Genomic DNA, 18317 nt, shown 5'->3' on the forward strand with positions numbered 1-18317 from the left:
GCTGCACTGGGAGGCAGTTTCTTTACGTCTTTTTCCGGCCTTTCTGGCGATAGACGTCGACGACCACGGCGGCAACGATGATCACGCCCTTGACGATCTCCTGGTAGTACGCGTCGACCCGCAGAAAGGTGAAGCCGGAGGTCATGACGCCGAGGATGATCGTGCCGATCACGGTGCCGGTGATGCGGCCGACGCCGCCGGTCAGCGACGTGCCGCCGATGACCGTCGCGGCGATCGCGTCGAGTTCGTACATGACGCCCATGCCGGCCTGGGCGGTCTGTGCCCGGGCTGCGGTGACGACGCCCGCAAGGCCGGCCAGCATGCCGGCGATGGCGTAGACCTTGATCAGATGCGCTTCGACATTGATGCCGGAGACGCGTGCGGCCTGGACGTTGGCGCCGATCGCATAGGTGAACTTGCCGTAGCGGGTGTAGCGGAGCGCAATATGGAAGATCAGCGCGACGACGAGGAAGACGATGACCGGCCAGATGCCCGTGCCGATGAAATTGAATTGCTCGGTGAGCCCAGAGACCGGCTGGCCCTTGGTGTACCACTTGGAGATCCCGCGCGCCGACACCATCATGCCAAGGGTGGCGATGAAGGGCGGGATTTTCGTCCTGGCAATCAATTGCCCGTTGATGTAGCCGGCCAGGAGGCCAATGCCGACACCAAGCCCGATTGGCACGACGGCCGGCAGGTCGGTCAGCGAGGGATAGAGCGCCCGCGGCCAAGTCGAGGCCTGCGCAACGCTCGCCGAGATCATCGCCGTCATGCCGACCACGGAGCCTGAAGAGAGATCGATGCCGCCGGTGATGATCACCTGCGTCACGCCAACGGCGATAATGCCGATCACCGAGACCTGCAGAATCATGATGGTCAGGCGCTGGGGGTTCATCAGGAAGCTCTGGCCGACGAAGAGCCAGCCGAGAACTTCGTAGACAAGCGCGATGCCGATCAGCACCAGGAAGATGTTGAGCTCTGGCGGCAGGCGCCGTCTCGACCCGGCAAGCGGAGAGCCCGCGCCCTGTGCAGCGATATTGGTTTCCATTGTCTTTCCTCCCTGCGGTCGGCATCCGCGCTAGCGCGCGGCAAGTTCCATGACCTTGATTTGGGTGGCTTCTGCCCTGTCGAGGAAGCCGGTGACGCGCCCCTCATGCATGACCATGATCCGGTCGCTCATGCCAAGCACCTCGGGCATTTCCGATGAGATCATGATGACGGCGACACCGTTGCGGGCGAGTTCGGTTACCAGACGGTGAATTTCGGCCTTTGCGCCGACGTCGATGCCGCGTGTCGGCTCGTCTAGGATCAGAATATGCGGATTGGTGAGCAACCAGCGCCCGATCAGCACCTTCTGCTGGTTGCCGCCCGAGAGGTTTTCGATTCGCTCCTGCAGGTTCGGCGTCTTGACGCGCAGCTTGCGGCTCATCTCCTCGCAGGCCGCGGCGACTTCCTTCTCGGAGACGAAGCCGCGCTTGACGAACTTGTCCTGCAGCACGGCAATCTGCATGTTTTCAAGGATGTCGAGGATCAGCAGACAGCCGGTGTCCTTGCGATCCTCGGTCAGGAAGGCCATGCGGTTGCGGATCGCCGTATTCGGGTTGTCGATCACCACCTCCTTGCCGTCGATCGCGATCGTGCCCGAGCTTGCCGCAGTGACGCCGAACAGCGTTTCGGCGACATTCGAGCGGCCCGAGCCGACGAGACCGGCGACACCGAGGATTTCGCCGGCGCGCACGTCGAAGGAGACGTCGTGGAAGACGCCGTTCAGCGTGAGGTTCTTGACCGACAGGACGACGTCGCCGATCGGCACCTCTTCCTTCGGGAACATCTGGGTGATCTCACGGCCGACCATCATGCGGATGATGTCGTCGCGGGTGACCTGGCTCGACGCGTGCGTGCCGATATATTTGCCGTCGCGGAAGACCGAGAATTCATCGGCGATCTCGAACAGCTCGTTCATCTTGTGGGTGATGTAGACGATGCCGATCCCCTGCGAGCGCAGATCCCGGATGATCTCGAAAAGATGCGCCACCTCGCGTTCGGTCAGCGCCGAAGTCGGCTCGTCCATGATCAGTACGTCGGATTCGTAGGAAACTGCCTTGGCGATCTCGACCATCTGCCGGTTGGCGACGGACAAGTGGCGGACTTCGATTTCCGGATCGATGTCGATCTTCAGCCGCTCGAAGAGCTTGGCGGTCATGCGGCGCATCTCGCCGTGGTCGACGAAGCCGAAACGGTTCTTCGGCTCGCGGCGGATCCAGATGTTCTCGGCGACCGTCATGAAGGGCATCAGGTTCAGTTCCTGATGGATCATGGCGATGCCGTTTTCGAGGGCGTCAAGCGGCGACTTCAGCTGGATGTCGACGCCGCGGAGTTTCACCTCGCCCTGGTCCGGATGATAGATGCCCGCGAGGATCTTCATCAGCGTCGACTTGCCGGCGCCGTTCTCGCCCATCAGCGCGTGCACGGTGCCGCGCTTCAGCTTGAACTCAACGTCGTCGAGCGCGACGACGCCGGGGAATTCCTTGCGCACGCCTTCGGCGGTCAGGAGATACTCGGCATTGGGTACGGCACCGCTGGCGCGCACGGCTGCCATCGTTGTGGGACTGAGCGTCATGGTCATTGCCTCCCCATCTTCCGGCCTTGGCCGGAAAGTCCACGCAGAGGGCGGGACAGCCCTCTCATAGGCCCTTCCGGGCCTCAGGCGGGACTTGCTTCGAATGGGAGCGCGGCGGAGGCCGCGCTCCCAAGAGGAACAATCAGTTCTTCGCCTGGTATTTGTCCAGGTTGTCCTTGGTGACGAGCTCGAAGGGGATGTAGACCTTCTTCTCGACAGCTTCGCCCTTGGCGAGCTTGAGCGCGGCATCGACCGAGCCCTGGCCCTGGCCGGCCGCGTTCTGGAACACGGTCACGTCGAGGTCGCCGGCAGCCATGGCGGCAAGCGCGTCCTGGGTGGCGTCAACGCCGCCGATGACGACCGAGTCCATCGACCGGCCGGCAGCCTTCAGCGCCTGGATGGCACCGATCGCCATTTCGTCGTTGTTGGCGATCACGGCATCGAACTCAACACCGGCGGAAAGCCAGTTGGTCATCAGGTCGGCGCCCTGGGTGCGCGACCAGTTGGCGGTCTGCTCCTCGACGATCTCGATGCCCTTGCAGGCGTCGGTGGCGAGAACGTCGTGGATGTCCTTGGTGCGCATGCGGGCCGCCTGGTTGGAGAGCTCGCCCATCATCACGACGGCCTTGCCCTTGCCGCCGAGCATCTTGCAGACTTCCTGCGTCTCCAGAGTTCCGGATTCGACTTCGTTCGAGGCGACGAAGGCCTGCTTTTCCGGAAGCGAGTCGATGTTCACCGGCTCGCGGTTGACGTAGACGAGCGGAATGCCGGCGTCGGCGGCGATCTTCGACATCGCAGCGGTGGCGTCCGTGTCGACCGGGTTGACGATGATCGCACTGACGCCGGCGGCGATGAAGTTCTGGATCTGGCTCTGCTGTTTCGCGACGTCGTTCTGCGCGTCTTCGATCTGCAGTTCGACGCCGTTCAGCGTCTTTGCGTAGTCGGACATACCGTTGCGCAGAACCGTCAGGAAGTTGTCGTCGAACAGCGCCATCGAGACGCCGATCGTCTCCGCATGCGCAGCCGTCGACATCATGACAGCCATCGCAGTGCCCAGAATGAATTTCTTCATGTCTACTTTCTCCTCCACTTTGGTGCCGGCCACACCCTCTCTTGCCGGAAACTCGATTTTCGTTGATCGAGCTCATCTCCTGTCAGAAGCAGCACTCCCATTTGCGCTTCCGATGAAAACGGAACAAACAAACCAGTGGTTCGTCATTACGGAATATGTATTCCATTTTATCCGGACGCCGTCAAGTGCATCTTGCGGCGTCCGGGCCGAATTCCGCGCTTTCAGCGCGTCAAGCGATCAGGCGCGGGACTGCAGGTAATCCATGCTCTCGCGAACGGCCTTGGCCGGCTCGCTCAAGGCATGGACGGACGGCGCGAAGGGCTCGAACGAGAAGGGGCCTTTGTAGCCTTCGGCGCGCAGCCGGCGGATCTGTCCCGCATTGTCCAGCCGGTCTGCGGCATCGACCAGGATTCTGTGAGGGTCGCGCATCTCTGAGACGGAAACCGCCTCGTCGCTGACGCCAGAAATGTGGACGAGGCCGGTCAGTTCCGGGAAGAAGGCGTTCTCGCCGGCGAGATGATGGTGGAACGTGTCATGGACGAGGCGGAAGGTCTCGCCGCCGATTTCCCGAATCGCCTCGACGGCTTCGGCCTTGGAGCGCAACGAGCAGATCTCGAAGCCGAGCGGCTCGACAAGCCCGATGATGCCGGCGGCGTCGAGCAGCGGCTTCAGTGCTCGTAAGGACTTGCGGAGGGTTTCCTGGCGCTCGCCGTTCTTCTGGCCGCTGCCGTCATTGACCGGCACCAGCACCAGCGCCTCGGCGCCGCAATCGCGCGCATAGGAAATAAGCCCGCATGCCTCCGCCTCACGTGCCTCGTTCCATTCATTGAAGCGCTGCAGGGCGTTGATCGAGATGATCGTCAGGCAGTGCTTTTCGGCAAGTGCCTTCACTTCCGCGGGCCCGGTTCCGTCGAGAATTGCGTTGCCCGAAAGGTCGTTGCGAATTTCCACCGCCGCGATTCCGAGCGATTTCGCCAGCGCGAAGAAGGCATCGAGCGGCAGCGCCGGAGCGGCCATATGGTTGAGGGCGAAAGGAAGGGCGGTCATGGATGTCCTCCGGGAATGTTTGGAATGGCTGTCGCCGTTGTTCGGAACGTTTGTTCCATTTCGGCGACCACATTCACCGTGAAGGCGCGTCCAGTCAAAGTGCTAGTCGCGCAGCGGCATTGCATTCCTGCAAGATTGCGCCGCGGCGATGAGGGGATTCTGTCATTGCGGCGGTGCGATGCGCCGGCGATCGGTTTTCAGAATTCGACAGGCAAGGCCCGATCGAGTCAGGCAGGTCCGCCTGCGCGGGTTCACTTGACCCCGTTGGCCTCGGCAACGAAATCCGAGAGCATCGGCACATAGTCCTCGCCGCGTCCGGCCCCGACGGCCTGTGCGAAGGAATTCCTGACGGCCGCGCCGATCGGATTGGCGACGCCGGCCGCATTGGCGAAGGCGGCGAGGTAGCTCATATCCTTGAAGCCGTTGCGGATGGCAAACTTGTGGGCATTCGGGTCGCGATCCAGCACCCAACGGAAGAAGGTCTGGTAGAAGGCGCAATCCATGCGGCCGCCGCGGATGACGCTGTCGAAGATCTCCGGCTCGAGGCCGGCTTTCCGCCCGAGCATCAGCGCTTCGGAATAGAGCGCCGCGTAGCCCATCGACAGGAAGTTGTTGAGCAGCTTCATCGTGTGGCCGGTCCCGGTCGGGCCCGTGTGAATGATGCGGCCCGCGAAGCATTCAAGCACCGGCCAGACGCGGCGCACCTCGTCTTCGGCGCCGCCGACCATCACATCGAGCGTGCCGGCGGCGGCGTCCGCCGGCGTGCGGCTCAGCGGCGCATCGATGAGGGTAATGCCCTTCCGAGCCAGATCCGCGGCGAGCTTCGTCGTCACCGAAGGATCGGAGGTCGAGCAGTCGACGATGGTCAGCGGCCTGCCGGCGGCGGCAATGCCATCCGAGCCTTCGACGACGGCAAGCACTTCGGGCGAGCCGGTCACGCACAGCACGACAATGTCGCAGTGCTCCGCCATCTCGCGCGGCGTCCTCACCTCCTTCGCGCCTTCTGCAACAAGCGCCTCGACCGGCGCGCGGTTGCGATGCGCCATGACCGACAGCGGCCAGCCCTTTTTCAGGATGTTGGCGGCCATGCCCTGGCCCATCAGCCCGAGCCCGATGAAACCCACATTCGCCTTTGTCATGTTCGCCTCCATGGTGTTGATGCCATGGTGCACGATTGGCGGGGGATCGCCAGACCGAAATTCTGGCCGCTCCGCCTGATAGTGCATGTCGCCCAAAAGTGTGCAGCGATTTTGGGATACCGACATGCAGAAAAACAAAGACCTAAAGCGCATCGCGTGAATACGTTTGAACGCGACGCGCTTTAGTCCCGCAAGGTGATCCACACCGGCGCATGGTCGCTGGCATTTTCCCGCCCGCGCACGTCCCGGTCTATGCCGGCGCCGGTCAGTCGGCGCCTGAGTTTTCGACTGAGAAGGATATGGTCGAGCCGCAGGCCGGCGTCGCGCTGCCAGCGATTGCGGCGATAGTCCCAGAAGGTGAAAAGCTGCTCGTCCGGATAGGTCTTGCGGAGTGCGTCGAGCCAGCCCTGGTCGAGCAGTTGCCGGAAGGCGGCGCGACTTTCCGGCTGGACGAGGGCGTTGTCGTCGTAGGAGCGGGTCGGATAGATGTCGCGGGGTTCCGGGACGACATTGTAGTCGCCGGCAAGCACGACCGGCAGGCCAGTCTCGAACAGGTCTGCGGCGTGGCTGGCGAGACGCCGGTGCCAAGCGAGCTTGAAGTCGAATTTCGGTCCCGGCTGCGGATTGCCGTTCGGGGCGTAGAGCGAGGCGATCAGAATGCCGTTGACGGCCGCTTCGATGTACCGGCTCTGCGTGTCGGACGGGTCGCCGGGCAGGTCCGTTCGCGTCAGGACCGGTTCGCTGTCGCTGGCGAGAATAGCGACGCCGTTCCAGGTCGCTTGGCCTCGCCAGACGGCGCCATATCCGGCGGCTTCGATCGCCTGCTTCGGAAACTGCCCGTCCGTCGCCTTGAGCTCCTGCAGGCAGACGACATCCGGCTCGGCCGTTGCGAGCCAGGCGAGCAGGTTGTCCAGCCGCTTGTTGACGCCGTTGATGTTGAAGGTGGCGATCTTCATGCCAGCTCAGTGAACCAAGCCGCCGGTCCATCGCGTGACCGCGTCAGCGAGAGTTTTCAGATGATCGGCCGCGGAGAAGCCGGAGATGCTCTTGCGCGGCTTCAGGTCATGGTCGCCGTCCTCCAGCCAGAGGAACTCGATCTGGTCGGACAGCGTATAGCCCTGAACCTCTTCGCGTGTCCCGAACTCGTCGCGGGTTCCCTGGCAGATCAGCGTCGGCGTCTGGAGCCCGGCGAGATGCCTGGTGCGAAGCTGCTCGGGCTTGGCCGGCGGGTGGAACGGATAGCCGAGGCAGATGAGCCCGGCGACCTTTCCCTCGGCATGAAGCTCGTCGGCGACCATGCTGGCGACGCGCCCGCCCATCGATTTTCCGCCGATGACGAGCGTGCCTTTCGCGCCGAGATCCGCGACGGCAGCCCGGTATTCCGGATTGAGCGTTTCGGCGCGGGGCGGCGGCTTGCGCGCGCCCGAGCGTCGCGCTGCCATATAGCCGAATTCGAAGCGGGCAATGCGGAAGCCTGCCGCGGCGAGCTCCTTGGCCGTTGCGGTCAACGAGGCCGAATCCATCGGCGCGCCGGCGCCATGCGCGAGAAGAATGGTGACCGGCGCGTCCTCCGGTCCGTCGAACAGGAATTTTCCGACCATTTCAGGCAGCCGTCCTCTGGATGATTCCGTTAATCGAGCGATCTCAGGATAAGATCATGCGGCAGTCCAAAGCGCCACAGCACCGCCTCTGGTCAGGCGCGCGGCGCCGTCGGAAGCAGGTGAAGATTCACGAACTGCACGCCGCGCTCGGCCGTCCGCGCCCATTCGGAGTCCCTGTCGAGTTCGAGATAACGCTTCCACCAGCGGCGTGCCTCGCCGAGATTGCCGGCATCGAACTCGAGCTTTGCCAGGTTGAAGATCGCATCGGCGTAATCGCCGTCGACGTCGATCGCTTTTTGGAGGTGCCTGCGGGCGGTGTCGATGCGGCCGCGCTCGCCCATAAGCCCGGCAAGGTTGAACCAGGCCTCGGCGAAGGACGGGTCGAGCTTGAGCGCCCGCGCGTAATCATGCGCGGCGTCGAGTTCGTGGCCCGCAGCCCGAAGGCAGTTGGCGCGGTTGAAGGCGGCGACCGAGTCGGTGCGATCAATAGCGAGGTAACGCTGATAGACGGCGGCCGCTTCGCCATATTCGCCTTCTTCTTCGGCCTCTTCCGCTTGCGCGAAGAGCTCTTCGAGTTCCGCCTCCTCGACCGCCCCGAGATCGAGCAGCAATTGTCCGTCGAGCTCGCTCAAGCCCTCGGCCCGTCGTGCATAGATCGTCCTCGATCTTTCGTGGTGGAGCGACAGCGCCGTCAGCGAAGCGTGGCTGGAGCGCTGGACGGAACGCGCGATCGTTCCCCAACCGGCGCCGCTGGCGATCAAGCCCGCATATTTGCGGGCGAGGATCACGTCGCGGAACGAATAGGGTTCGCAGTCATGTTCGAAGGCGTCGAACAGCGACAGGAGATCGAAGAGCCGCGGCGCAATCTTCGCCTGGTCGATCAGCGATTGCCGCGGCAGCGCCGATGTCTCGGGCGCCGTTGCCAAGTTCAGCAAGCGCAGGAAGCCGTTCTCGCTGAGGAGGCGCCGGCCGTTGCCGGCCTCGCGTTCGAGACGCGCCTCGATTTCCGCATCGGTCGCCTTCAAGAGCAAGCCGCGGCCGAAGACCACATGCGTAGTTTGCCGGGTGACGCCGCGTCGCAGATGTCCGCCTTGGCGCTCGACCTCGCGTGCGATCAGCCGCCGCGGGAACGCGGAAAGCGGCCCGACGATGCCGAATGTCTTGCCAGCGACCGCCATCAGGCCTTCTTCTGTGTGGTCGTCTTCTTTGCCGCGGCGGGTTTGGCAGCAGCGCTCTTCGCTGCGGGCTTTGCAGTCGGTTCGGTCTTGCTCTTGCTTTTTGCCGGCGGCTTCGCCTGCGAAAGGCTCGCCTTCAACGCATCCATCAGGTTGATGACGTTGCCGCGATCCGGCGGCGCCGCGATGATCGGCTTGTGGCCCTTCAATTTCTCGCGGATCATCTGCATCAGCGCGATCTCGTAGCGATCCTCGTAGTTCTTCGGATCGAAGGTCGTCGTCTTTTGCTGGATGAGCGCTTCGGCGAGCTGCAGCATTTCCGGCTCGGGACTGCCGACCGGGATGTTGCCGAAATATTCGGCCGTGCCGCGCACCTCGTTCGGGTTCCTGAGCGTGCACACGAACATGCCGGTCTCGCGCGGGCCGATGGCGATCACCCGCTCGCGGCTCGAAAGCACCAGGCGGGCGATGGCGAGCTTGCCGCTCCGCCGCAGGGCCTCCCGCAGGACGATGAAGGTCTCCTCGGCCATGGCCCCGTCCGGCGCCAGGTAATAGGGCGCGTCCTGGTAGATCAGGTCCACGGAGCCTTCATCGACGAAGGCCTCGATGTTCATCGTGTGGTTGGATTCGATCCTGACACTCTCGAGATCGGCCTCATCGATGACAATGTATTTCTTGTCTTCGTATTCGTAGCCCTTCACCAGGTCGGATCGTTCGACCAGGCCAAGCTCCGGATCGACTGGCTTCATGTTGATCCGGTTGTGGGTATCCTTGTGCAACTGATTGAAGGTGATGCGCTCGCTGCTGCTGGTGGCCGGATACAGCCTTACCGGGCAGCTCACGAGACTGAGTCTGAGATATCCCTTCCAACTTGCCCTGGGTGCCATGGTCGTCTCCTACGCGGCACTACGATTACTTTTCCGGCCCGGACTGAGGCGGCAGCTCCCTGGCGAAGTCGCCGATGTCGGCCCAGGGATCGCCGGATGTGGCCAGAAGGCCCGGCAGCGAAGAATAATTCAAATCCCCGGGAGCGTCGATAGCTTCGAGATCGGTCCAACTGAGCGGCGTCGAGGCCGGCAGGTTGGTCCGGGCGCGCAGCGAATAGGGTGCGGCCCAGGTGTGGCTGCGCGCGTTGCGGTGGAAATCGATGAAGATGCGCCTCACGCGATTGCCTTTGCCCATGGTGGTTGTGAAGGTCTCCGGCGCGGTCGCCGCCAGGCGGGTGGCGATCGCGCTTGCCGCCTGGTGGAACTTCTTCCAGTTGAGCTTCGGCCTGATCGGCAGAACGACATGGACTCCCTTGCCGCCCGAGGTCTTGACGAAGGGGACGAGGCCGATTGCCTCGAGTTCGCTCTTGATGTGTATGGCCGCTTCAACCACCTCCCGCCAGGCTATGCCTTCGCCGGGGTCGAGATCGAAGACCATGCGATCGGGCTTGTCGAGCAGCATGCGTGTCGTACCCCAATTGTGGAATTCGACGACGCCGAACTGCGCCAGCGCCAGATAGGACTTCGCATCCTCGACGGAGATATAGGTTTTCGTCTCGCCTTCCGAGTTTGGGGATTGAAAGGTCGCGACCGAAGGCGGCATGCCGGTGAAGGGGTGGCGCTGGAAGAAGCAGTCCTCCGACTTCCCCGTCGGGCAACGCACGAGTGAAACGGGTCGGCCAAGGATGTGCGGCAGCATGAAATCGCCGATCATGGCGTAGTAAACGGCGAGGTCGAGCTTGGTGGGGCCGGATTTGCCGAACAGCCGTCGGGTCGGATTGGTGATCGAGATGCTGGCGAGGTCGGCGTCCGAGATCAGCCGCTTTCGCGAGATCGAGACGGGTGTCGAGAGCTCGACATCGCGAAGGCCCTTGAAGACCGCGTGACGCAGCAGGTTGTCGGCCGTGCGGTTGCCGTAGTGAACATGCGCTCTGAGCACCGGGCGCACCCAGATGATCTCCTTGGGTGCGCCCTCGAGCTTCACTGCGCCGCTGCGCAGGGGGTCGAGCCTGACCAGCAGTTGCTTCAGCATCTCTGAATCGAAGCCGGTCCCGACCTTGCCGCGATACTGCAGCTCGCCGTCGACCCATTCGCCGAGGGCCAGCGAAGCAATTCCCTCGGCCGCCTCCGACACGGTGTAGCCGATGATGACGAAATCCTCCGCCTTCAGTGCCTTCGTCTTGGTCCAAGTCTTGGAGCGACCGCAATGATAGGGGGCCGAGGCGCGCTTCGAAACGATCCCTTCGAGGCCGATCTCAGAGGCCTGCTCATAGAGCGTGCGCCCTTCGCCGGTCACATGATCGCTGAGCTGGATGGCCGAGCGACTGTGGATCTGGCCGGCGAGCAATTTTGCGAGCAGCGCCTTGCGCTCTTCGAGCGGCGAGGCGGTGAGATTCCAGCCTTCGAGATGAAGGAGGTCGAAGGCGAAAAACACGAGCTTGTTGCCGGAGCCGGTGGAGAGCGCCTCCTGCAGCAGCGCGAAGCGGCTTATCCCCGACTCGTCGAGCACGACGATCTCGCCGTCGATGATCGCGTCGCGGCAGGGCAGCCGCTGAAAGGCCTCCGGCAGGTCGCCATAGCGCTTCGTCCAGTCGAGCCCGCCACGGGTGATGAGGCGCACGGTGCCGCCGGCCAGATGCGCCATGGTGCGGTAGCCGTCGAACTTGATCTCGTGGAGCCAGCCTTCCTTGGCGTCGGGTGGAACGATCGTCAGCGTCGCGAGCTGGGGCTCGATGCGCGCGGGTGCGGCGCCCCGGACGGCGCCGGCAAGCGTGCCGGGATCGAGCTTGGCGGGCTTGGCCGGGGGTTTCGGCTTCTCGACGAGTTCCTCGATCCGCCGTCCGGATTTGACGCTTTCCGGCCGGGCGGCGAGGATGTCGGTGGAGGGATCGGCGGCCGGATCGCGTTCCTTGAAGAGAAGCCAGTTGCGATGATCCTCTTCGCCGGGCTTCGGCTTCAGTCGCGTCAGCATCCAGCCGCCGTTGAGCTTTTCGCCAGCCAGGCGAAACTTGAAGGCACCCTTGCGCAGGCTAGCCTCGATGTCGTCCATCGGTGCCCAGACACCGGTGTCCCAGACGATCATCGGCCCGGCGCCGTATTCACCTTCCGGAATGACGCCTTCGAAGTCGATATAGTCGATCGGATGGTCTTCGGTCTCCACCGCCAGGCGCTTGTCGGCGGGGTTGAGCGACGGGCCCTTGGGCACCGCCCAGCTCTTCAGCACGCCCCCCACCTCAAGTCTCAGATCGTAGTGGTCCGCTGTCGCATGGTGCTTGTGCACGACGAAGCGGTTGCCGCCGCCGGCGGGACGCCCGACCGGCTCCGGCGTCTTCGAAAAATCGCGTTTCTTGCGGTAGATCTCAAGCTTCGACGTCGCCATGCGACCAAGCTATGGCCTCTTCATTGAACCCGCAATATCGGCCGATGCGAGCCGGAACGAAGCGTCCCGGCTCGCGCGGCTCCAGCTCTCAGGCGAAACGGCCCGGCGTGCCGAGGGCCATATGGCGATTGACGTCCTTGTAGAGCAGGTAACGGAACTTGCCCGGTCCGCCAGCATAGCAGGCCTGCGGGCAGAAGGCTCTCAGCCACATATAGTCGCCGGCTTCGACCTCGACCCAATCGGAATTGAGGCGGTAGACGGCCTTGCCCTCGAGAACGTAGAGGCCGTGTTCCATCACGTGGGTCTCCATGAAAGGGATGACGCCGCCGGGCTCGAAGGTGACGATCGTCACATGCATGTCGTGGCGCATGTCCGAAGGGTCGACGAAGCGGGTCGTCGCCCAGCGACCGTCCGTACCGGGCATCGGCGTCGGCGTGACTTCACGCTCATTGGTGACGATCGGTTCGGGGATGGGGATTCCCTCCACCTTTTCGTAGGCCTTGCGGAACCAGTGGAACCGGGCCGGCGTCGACCCGTCGTTGTGGATGCTCCAGTCGGAGCCGGGCGGAATGAAGGCGTAGCCGCCGGGCCGCATCCGATGGGTTGCATCGCCGATCGTGAGCCGGAAGTCCCCATCGACCACAAACAACACAGCTTCGGCGCGGGGGTCGCTTTCGGGTCGATCGCTGCCTCCCGAGGGCCCGACCTCCATGATGTATTGGGAGAAAGTCTCGGAGAACCCGGACAACGGCCGCGAAAGGACCCAGAGACGGGTGTTCGTCCAGTGCGGCAGGTAGCTGGTGACGATGTCGCGCATCACGCCTTTGGGCATGATCGCGTAGGCCTCGGTGAACACCGCCCGATCCGTCAGCAGGTTCGTTTGCGGCGGATGACCACCTTCGGGAAAGTAGTAGTTGCTTTGCATCTGTTCGTTACCTGTTGAAGTGTCTGTTCGAACCGGACTAGCGGCCGTTGACGGGATGCGCGAGCGCCGAGGTCGGGACGACATCGCTGGCTATAGGGGTTTGGAACACGGGTGCGGGCTTGGGGTTTGCGGCCTGGTCACCATCGAGCACCTGTTGCGCCTGCTCACGGTCGATGTCGCCCTCCCAGACGGCGATGACGACGGCGGCAACGCAATTGCCTATCAGGTTTCCGAGTGCCCGGGCAATGCCGACGAACCAGTCGACCGACAGGACCAATACAAGGCCGATGGCCGGAATGACCGGAATGGCGGAAAGCGTCGCCGCCAGCACGACGATGGCGGAGCCGGGGATGCCGTGGGCGCCCTTAGAGGTCAGCAGCGCAACGCCGAGGATCAGCAAAAGATCGCCGGGTGCAAGCGGCGTATTGGTCGCCTGAGCGATGAACACGGCCGCAAGCGTCAGATAGATCGAGAACGCATCGAGGTTGAATGAATAGCCGGTGGGAATGACCAGACCGACCGTCGAATCCTTGATTCCAAGCCGTTCAAGCTTACGCATGACCTGCGGCAGAACGCTGTCGGAGGACGCCGTCGCCATGACGATCATCAGTTCCTCGCGCAGGTACCGGAGGAACTTGAAGATGCTGAAGCCGGCGATTTTCATGATCAGTCCGAGGACACCGAACACGAAGAGGATGATCGTCGCATAGAGCAGAACGACCAGATAGCCGAGTTGCTGCAGCGAGCCGATGCCGTATTTTCCGACCGTGTAGGCGATGGCGCCGAAGACGCCGATTGGCGCGAGCCGGACGATGAAGCCGATCACCTTGAAGAGCACCTGCGTCGTCTGGTCGATCACTTCGGCAACCTGCTTGCCGCGCTCGCCGATGAGGGCAAGGCCCGATCCGAACAGCACAGCGAACAGCAGCACCTGCAAAACGTCGCCCTTCGCGAAAGCGTCGACGATCGTCGTGGGAATGATCCGCATCAGGAAGTCGACGGTACCGGTGACCTGCGAGACCTTTTCGGTATAGGCGCCCAAGGCGCTTGCATCGAGCGTCGTCGGATCGACATTCATCCCATGGCCGGGGCCGAAGACATAGGCGGCGATCAGCCCCAGCGCGAGCGCCAGCGTAGTCACGGCTTCGAAATAGATGAGCGACTTGAGGCCGACCCGGCCGACCTTTCTCAGGTCCCCGGCGCCGACGATGCCATGAACAACCACGCCGAAGACCAGAGGCGCAATCACCATCTTGATCAATTTGATGAAGCCGTCTCCGAGCGGTTTCAGCTGTGCCGCAAATTGCGGCCAGAAAACGCCGACAAGGATACCGAGGACGAGTGCGATGATGACTTGTCCGAACAAAGACCTGCTAAACCTGGACATTTGCTTCCTCCCGAAATGCTGTGAGCCCGGGCGTTGCGACGAGGCAACGGCTTGTGCCGAAGCCACTGCGCGGCCTGGTGCCGCCGCCCGCCCAAGGATTGGCCGTCTCCAACGGCGTGCACCCTCCTCGTGCGACGCTCGGCCATCCATAGTGATGGGAACAAAAGGCGGGTGATATGTCCAATATATTGTTTGACTGGATTAAGACGTATAGCCTATCGACGATTATCGGGAGGTCGCGATGGAGTTACGGCACCTGCGCTATTTCATTGCCGTCGCCGAAGCGGCGAGTTTCACGGCGGCGGCGAAGAACTTGAACATCTCGCAGCCGCCCTTGAGCCAGCAGATCAAGGATCTGGAAGAAGAGGTCGGCACGCGTCTCTTCGAGCGTTCGAGCCGGCATGTCGAACTCACCGAGGCCGGCGCCAGTTTTCTCGATCACGCGAGGATGATTCTCGGCCAGGTGGAACACGCCGCGCATCAGGCGCGCGTCATCGGATCCGGCCAGGTGGGCATGCTCAATATCGGCACCACCGGCTCGGTCCTCCTCGGTCAGTTGTCGACTTTGATTGCGAGGTTCCGGAACCGTTGGCCGGGTGTCTTTGTGCGCATCCATGAAATGGATCCGCAGGCGCAGGAACTGGCGCTGCTTTCGCACCGCACCGACCTCAGCTTCGTGCGCAAGCCGCGATACAATGCGGACCTAGTTGGCAAGGTTGCGTGGCAGGAAAAGGTTGGAGTCGCACTGCCGGCCGATCACCCGCTCGCCCGGCATGAAACGGTCGAGCTCGGCGCGCTGCGGCAGGAGAGCTTCGTCTTTCTCCGACTGGCGGAGTCCCGCTTTGCCCGCTACCTGCACGACTGCTGCGTCGCGGCAGGCTTCGTGCCGAACATCACCAACGAGGTGGTGGAATCCTATTCGCTGACGAGCCTGGTTTCCGCCGGCCTCGGCGTGGCGCTCGTTCCGGAATGCATCAGGAATCTCTCGCGTCCCGGTGTCGTCTATCGTGCGCTTGCTGATCCCGCCCCGGAAGCCGATGTCTACGTCCTCAGCCGGCCGAACCACGGTCCGGTGGTTGCGAGCTTTCTGGAAGCGACCGAGGCGATGTCCGGCTAGCCGCGTTTCACCCCTCTCCAGGCCGGTGGCCGCCGATGGCACGGGTCAATTCGTCCGCCGTCCGGCGCACGAGTGAGCCGAGCGGCTCGAGCCTGTTGTCGTCGATACGGACCGACGGCCCGGAGATCGATATGCCGCCGATCGCCTCGCCATATTCGTTGAACAGCGGCGCGGCGATGCAGCGCATGCCGAGCGTATGTTCCTCGTCGTCGATCGACCAGCCGCGATTACGGATCTCCTGGATGTTGCGGATCAGCGCCGGCAAAGTGTCGAGCGTCCGGTCGGTGAAGTGCGTCAACGTCCTTCCGCCAAGCGTCTTGGCGATCTCAGTATCCGACCAGGTCGAAAGAATCGCCTTGCCGATCCCTGAGGCATGGCTCGGGCCTCGCCGTCCGGGGCGGAAGAAGGCCCGCATGGGTGCATGGCTTTCGACCTGCGAGATGAACACGACGTCGCCATCGTCCTCGATGCCGATATTGGCGGTTTCGCCGCTCTCGTCCATCAGCCGCTTCAGGTAGGGCCGGCTGATCGTACCGAGCTTTCGGAAGCGCAGGAAGGCGTTGCCGATCTCGAAGGCCCTCACGCCGATTGTCCACTCGCCGGTGTCGGGATCATGCGCGACCATGCCGTGGCTTGAAAGCGATGTCAGCAGACGATGGATTGTCGACGGCGCGAGCCCCGTCTCGTCTGCCAGGTCGGTTAATGTCGAACCGTCGCGATCCGCCACGAGGCTGAACAGTGCCAGGCTGCGGTCGAGCACCTGGACCGAGGAGGGCGTCGAATTGGCGCCCGCCTTCCGGCCGCGCTTGCCTTTTGCCTGCTCCGATACGACCGCCACCGCCAATACCCCGTCACGACTCTCTCATTAGCCAATAGCTGCCACGCGCGGCTTTGACCAGTGCCGCGCGCAACAGTGCTGTCGTCGTAATTTCCATCTGATGGTAATTAATTCCATTTTTATGTTGACGGTCGCGAAATATGGATTATGTTTCCATCAAACAGGAGGAGTTCCCATGGCCAAGATGCGTGCTGTCGATGCAGCGGTTCATGTTCTGGAAAAGGAGGGGATCGATTGTGCCTTCGGCGTCCCGGGCGCGGCGATCAATCCGCTCTATTCGGCGCTTAAGGCGCGCGGACCGATCCGCCATATTCTTGCCCGCCATGTCGAAGGTGCCTCGCATATGGCGGAGGGCTATACGCGGGCAAAGCACGGCAATATCGGCGTCTGCATCGGCACTTCAGGGCCGGCCGGCACCGACATGATCACCGGCCTCTACTCGGCTTCGGCCGATTCAATCCCGATCCTCTGCATCACCGGGCAGGCGCCGCGGGCGCGTCTCGACAAGGAGGATTTCCAGGCGGTCGATATCGCCAAGATCGCGGCACCCGTCACCAAGTGGGCCGTCACGGTCATGGAGCCGGCGCTCGTCCCCTTCGTCTTCCAGAAGGCTTTCCATCTGATGCGCTCGGGCCGTCCCGGTCCGGTACTCATCGACCTGCCGGTTGACGTTCAGCTGGCCGAGATCGAGTTCGATCCGGAGACCTATGAGCCACTCGCGCCCTACAAGCCGGCCGCGACCCGCGCCCAGGCCGAAAAGGCGCTCGCCATGCTGAACGCGGCGGAGCGGCCGCTGATCGTCGCCGGCGGCGGCATCATCAATGCGGATGCGTCGGACCTGCTCACCGAGTTCGCCGAAATCACCGGCGTCCCGGTCATCCCGACGCTGATGGGCTGGGGCGCGATCCCCGACGACCATCCGCTGATGGCTGGCATGTGCGGCCTGCAGACCTCGCATCGCTACGGCAACGCGACGCTGCTTGCCTCCGACTTCGTCTTCGGCATCGGCAACCGCTGGGCCAACCGCCACACCGGCAACGTCCCGACTTACACCGAGGCGCGCAAGTTCATCCATGTCGATATCGAGCCGACTCAGATTGGCCGCGTCTTCGCACCGGATTTCGGCATCGTTTCGGATGCGGGGGCGGCGCTCAAACTCTTCCTCGATGTTGCCACCGAGTGGAAGACGGCCGGCAAATTGCGTGACTGGTCTGCCTGGGCGGCGGAATGCCGCGAGCGCAAGCGCACCATGTTGCGCAAGACCCATTACGACCAGACGCCGCTGAAACCCCAGCGGGTCTACGAGGAGATGAACAAAGCCTTCGGCCGCGACACCTGCTATGTCTCGACCATCGGCTTGAGCCAGATCGCCGGCGCACAGTTCCTGCATGTCTACAGGCCGCGCAACTGGATCAATTGCGGTCAGGCCGGGCCGCTCGGCTGGACGCTTCCCGCGGCGCTCGGCGTCCGCGCGGCGGACCCGAACCGGCCGATCGTCGCGCTTTCCGGCGACTACGACTTCCAGTTCCTGATCGAGGAACTCGCGGTCGGGGCGCAGCACAAGCTCCCCTACCTGCATGTGGTCGTCAACAACTCCTATCTCGGCCTGATCCGCCAGGCCCAGCGCGGCTTCGACATGGATTTCGAGGTGAGCCTCGCCTTCGACAACATCAATGCCAGCGGCGACGCCGAGAAGGGTTACGGTGTCGATCACGTCGCCGTCGCCGAAGGGCTCGGCTGCAAGGCGATCCGGGTTCGGAGCCCCAATGAGTTCGCCGATGCCTTCGAACGGGCGCAGGCCCTGATGGAGGAACACCAGGTGCCGGTCGTCATCGAGATCATCCTCGAGCGCGTCACCAACATCGCCATGGGCGCCGACATCAATGCGGTCGTCGAGTTCGAGGAGCTTGCCGAGCGCGGCGAGGACGCGCCGACCGCGATCGCCGCCCTGCTCGATTGAAAGCCCTCAACAGCAGGATGAGGGAGGTCTTCCGGCTGCATCCTGCTTTCCCTTTGAAGAGGAGTAAACG

General features: G+C 63.2%; 15 protein-coding genes. 2 read left to right on the forward strand and 13 right to left on the reverse strand.

Annotation, left to right across the window (positions count from 1 at the left end; all coding sequences use genetic code 11):
- Positions 1-22 precede the first annotated feature (22 nt).
- The 12 genes from ATC00_RS14745 to ATC00_RS14800 all read right to left on the reverse strand — a co-directional run bounded on the left by ATC00_RS14745 (position 23) and on the right by ATC00_RS14800 (position 14332).
- Positions 23-1048 carry an ABC transporter permease gene (locus ATC00_RS14745; RefSeq protein ID WP_037383918.1) on the reverse strand — a complete coding sequence of 342 codons (1026 nt, stop codon included), beginning with the start codon at positions 1046-1048 and terminating at the stop codon, positions 23-25.
- 30 nt (positions 1049-1078) lie between these two features.
- Entirely contained in the window at positions 1079-2620 is a 1542-nt protein-coding gene (locus tag ATC00_RS14750; protein ID WP_037385080.1) for a sugar ABC transporter ATP-binding protein, read from the reverse strand.
- A gap of 142 nt (positions 2621-2762) precedes the next feature.
- Positions 2763-3692: a sugar ABC transporter substrate-binding protein gene (locus tag ATC00_RS14755; RefSeq protein WP_064253358.1), complete on the reverse strand. Its 930-nt coding sequence runs from the start codon at positions 3690-3692 to the stop codon at positions 2763-2765.
- Between the two features lie 237 nt (positions 3693-3929).
- On the reverse strand, positions 3930-4739 hold the full coding sequence (locus tag ATC00_RS14760; RefSeq protein ID WP_064253359.1) for a TIM barrel protein: 810 nt from the start codon (positions 4737-4739) through the stop codon (positions 3930-3932).
- Positions 4740-4990: 251 nt separating this feature from the next.
- Positions 4991-5878, reverse strand: coding sequence for an NAD(P)-dependent oxidoreductase (locus ATC00_RS14765; protein ID WP_082912355.1), 888 nt, complete (start codon positions 5876-5878; stop codon positions 4991-4993).
- Between the two features lie 182 nt (positions 5879-6060).
- Positions 6061-6834, reverse strand: coding sequence for an exodeoxyribonuclease III (gene xth, locus ATC00_RS14770; protein WP_064253360.1), 774 nt, complete (start codon positions 6832-6834; stop codon positions 6061-6063).
- Positions 6835-6840: 6 nt separating this feature from the next.
- The gene (locus ATC00_RS14775; RefSeq protein WP_037383932.1) at positions 6841-7479 is read right to left on the reverse strand and encodes an alpha/beta hydrolase family protein; all 639 of its coding nucleotides are present in this window, start codon (positions 7477-7479) and stop codon (positions 6841-6843) included.
- Positions 7480-7571: 92 nt separating this feature from the next.
- Positions 7572-8657: a tetratricopeptide repeat protein gene (locus ATC00_RS14780; protein WP_064253361.1), complete on the reverse strand. Its 1086-nt coding sequence runs from the start codon at positions 8655-8657 to the stop codon at positions 7572-7574.
- A complete protein-coding gene (gene ku / locus ATC00_RS14785; RefSeq protein WP_064253362.1) occupies positions 8657-9541 on the reverse strand; it encodes a non-homologous end joining protein Ku in 885 nt (294 codons plus the stop codon). Before ku ends, ATC00_RS14780 begins: the two co-directional genes overlap by 1 nt.
- Before the next feature lie 25 nt (positions 9542-9566).
- On the reverse strand, positions 9567-12020 hold the full coding sequence (gene ligD / locus ATC00_RS14790; protein WP_064253363.1) for a DNA ligase D: 2454 nt from the start codon (positions 12018-12020) through the stop codon (positions 9567-9569).
- Between the two features lie 88 nt (positions 12021-12108).
- On the reverse strand, positions 12109-12945 hold the full coding sequence (locus tag ATC00_RS14795; protein ID WP_064253364.1) for a bifunctional allantoicase/(S)-ureidoglycine aminohydrolase: 837 nt from the start codon (positions 12943-12945) through the stop codon (positions 12109-12111).
- A 37-nt stretch (positions 12946-12982) separates the two neighbouring features.
- On the reverse strand, positions 12983-14332 hold the full coding sequence (locus ATC00_RS14800) for a C4-dicarboxylate transporter DctA (protein ID WP_064253365.1): 1350 nt from the start codon (positions 14330-14332) through the stop codon (positions 12983-12985).
- Positions 14333-14573: 241 nt separating this feature from the next.
- Here ATC00_RS14800 and ATC00_RS14805 point away from each other — a divergent pair, with 241 nt between their 5' ends.
- Positions 14574-15449 (forward strand): LysR family transcriptional regulator, encoded by an 876-nt coding sequence (locus ATC00_RS14805; RefSeq protein ID WP_037383951.1) that lies wholly within the window; start codon positions 14574-14576, stop codon positions 15447-15449.
- Positions 15450-15456: 7 nt separating this feature from the next.
- Here ATC00_RS14805 and ATC00_RS14810 read toward each other — a convergent pair whose 3' ends face one another.
- Entirely contained in the window at positions 15457-16287 is an 831-nt protein-coding gene (locus ATC00_RS14810; protein WP_037385083.1) for an IclR family transcriptional regulator, read from the reverse strand.
- A gap of 175 nt (positions 16288-16462) precedes the next feature.
- Here ATC00_RS14810 and gcl point away from each other — a divergent pair, with 175 nt between their 5' ends.
- Positions 16463-18247 carry a glyoxylate carboligase gene (gene gcl, locus ATC00_RS14815; RefSeq protein ID WP_064253366.1) on the forward strand — a complete coding sequence of 595 codons (1785 nt, stop codon included), beginning with the start codon at positions 16463-16465 and terminating at the stop codon, positions 18245-18247.
- The last annotated feature ends 70 nt before the right edge of the window (positions 18248-18317 follow it).

It is taken from the genome of Sinorhizobium americanum (genome assembly GCF_001651855.1).
In the GTDB taxonomy this organism is placed as follows: Bacteria; Pseudomonadota; Alphaproteobacteria; order Rhizobiales; family Rhizobiaceae; genus Sinorhizobium; species Sinorhizobium americanum.

Bases quoted from the DNA above. Each gene is read 5' to 3' on its own strand.
- ATC00_RS14775 (WP_037383932.1), bottom strand. From the start codon at position 7,479: ATGGTCGGAAAATTCCTGTTCGACGGACCGGAGGACGCGCCGGTCACC.
- ATC00_RS14760 (WP_064253359.1), bottom strand. From the start codon at position 4,739: ATGACCGCCCTTCCTTTCGCCCTCAACCATATGGCCGCTCCGGCGCTG.
- xth (WP_064253360.1), bottom strand. From the start codon at position 6,834: ATGAAGATCGCCACCTTCAACATCAACGGCGTCAACAAGCGGCTGGAC.
- ku (WP_064253362.1), bottom strand. From the start codon at position 9,541: ATGGCACCCAGGGCAAGTTGGAAGGGATATCTCAGACTCAGTCTCGTG.
- ATC00_RS14765 (WP_082912355.1), bottom strand. From the start codon at position 5,878: ATGACAAAGGCGAATGTGGGTTTCATCGGGCTCGGGCTGATGGGCCAG.
- gcl (WP_064253366.1), top strand. From the start codon at position 16,463: ATGGCCAAGATGCGTGCTGTCGATGCAGCGGTTCATGTTCTGGAAAAG.
- ATC00_RS14755 (WP_064253358.1), bottom strand. From the start codon at position 3,692: ATGAAGAAATTCATTCTGGGCACTGCGATGGCTGTCATGATGTCGACG.
- ATC00_RS14750 (WP_037385080.1), bottom strand. From the start codon at position 2,620: ATGACGCTCAGTCCCACAACGATGGCAGCCGTGCGCGCCAGCGGTGCC.
- ATC00_RS14795 (WP_064253364.1), bottom strand. From the start codon at position 12,945: ATGCAAAGCAACTACTACTTTCCCGAAGGTGGTCATCCGCCGCAAACG.
- ATC00_RS14780 (WP_064253361.1), bottom strand. From the start codon at position 8,657: ATGGCGGTCGCTGGCAAGACATTCGGCATCGTCGGGCCGCTTTCCGCG.
- ATC00_RS14805 (WP_037383951.1), top strand. From the start codon at position 14,574: ATGGAGTTACGGCACCTGCGCTATTTCATTGCCGTCGCCGAAGCGGCG.
- ATC00_RS14745 (WP_037383918.1), bottom strand. From the start codon at position 1,048: ATGGAAACCAATATCGCTGCACAGGGCGCGGGCTCTCCGCTTGCCGGG.
- ATC00_RS14800 (WP_064253365.1), bottom strand. From the start codon at position 14,332: ATGTCCAGGTTTAGCAGGTCTTTGTTCGGACAAGTCATCATCGCACTC.
- ligD (WP_064253363.1), bottom strand. From the start codon at position 12,020: ATGGCGACGTCGAAGCTTGAGATCTACCGCAAGAAACGCGATTTTTCG.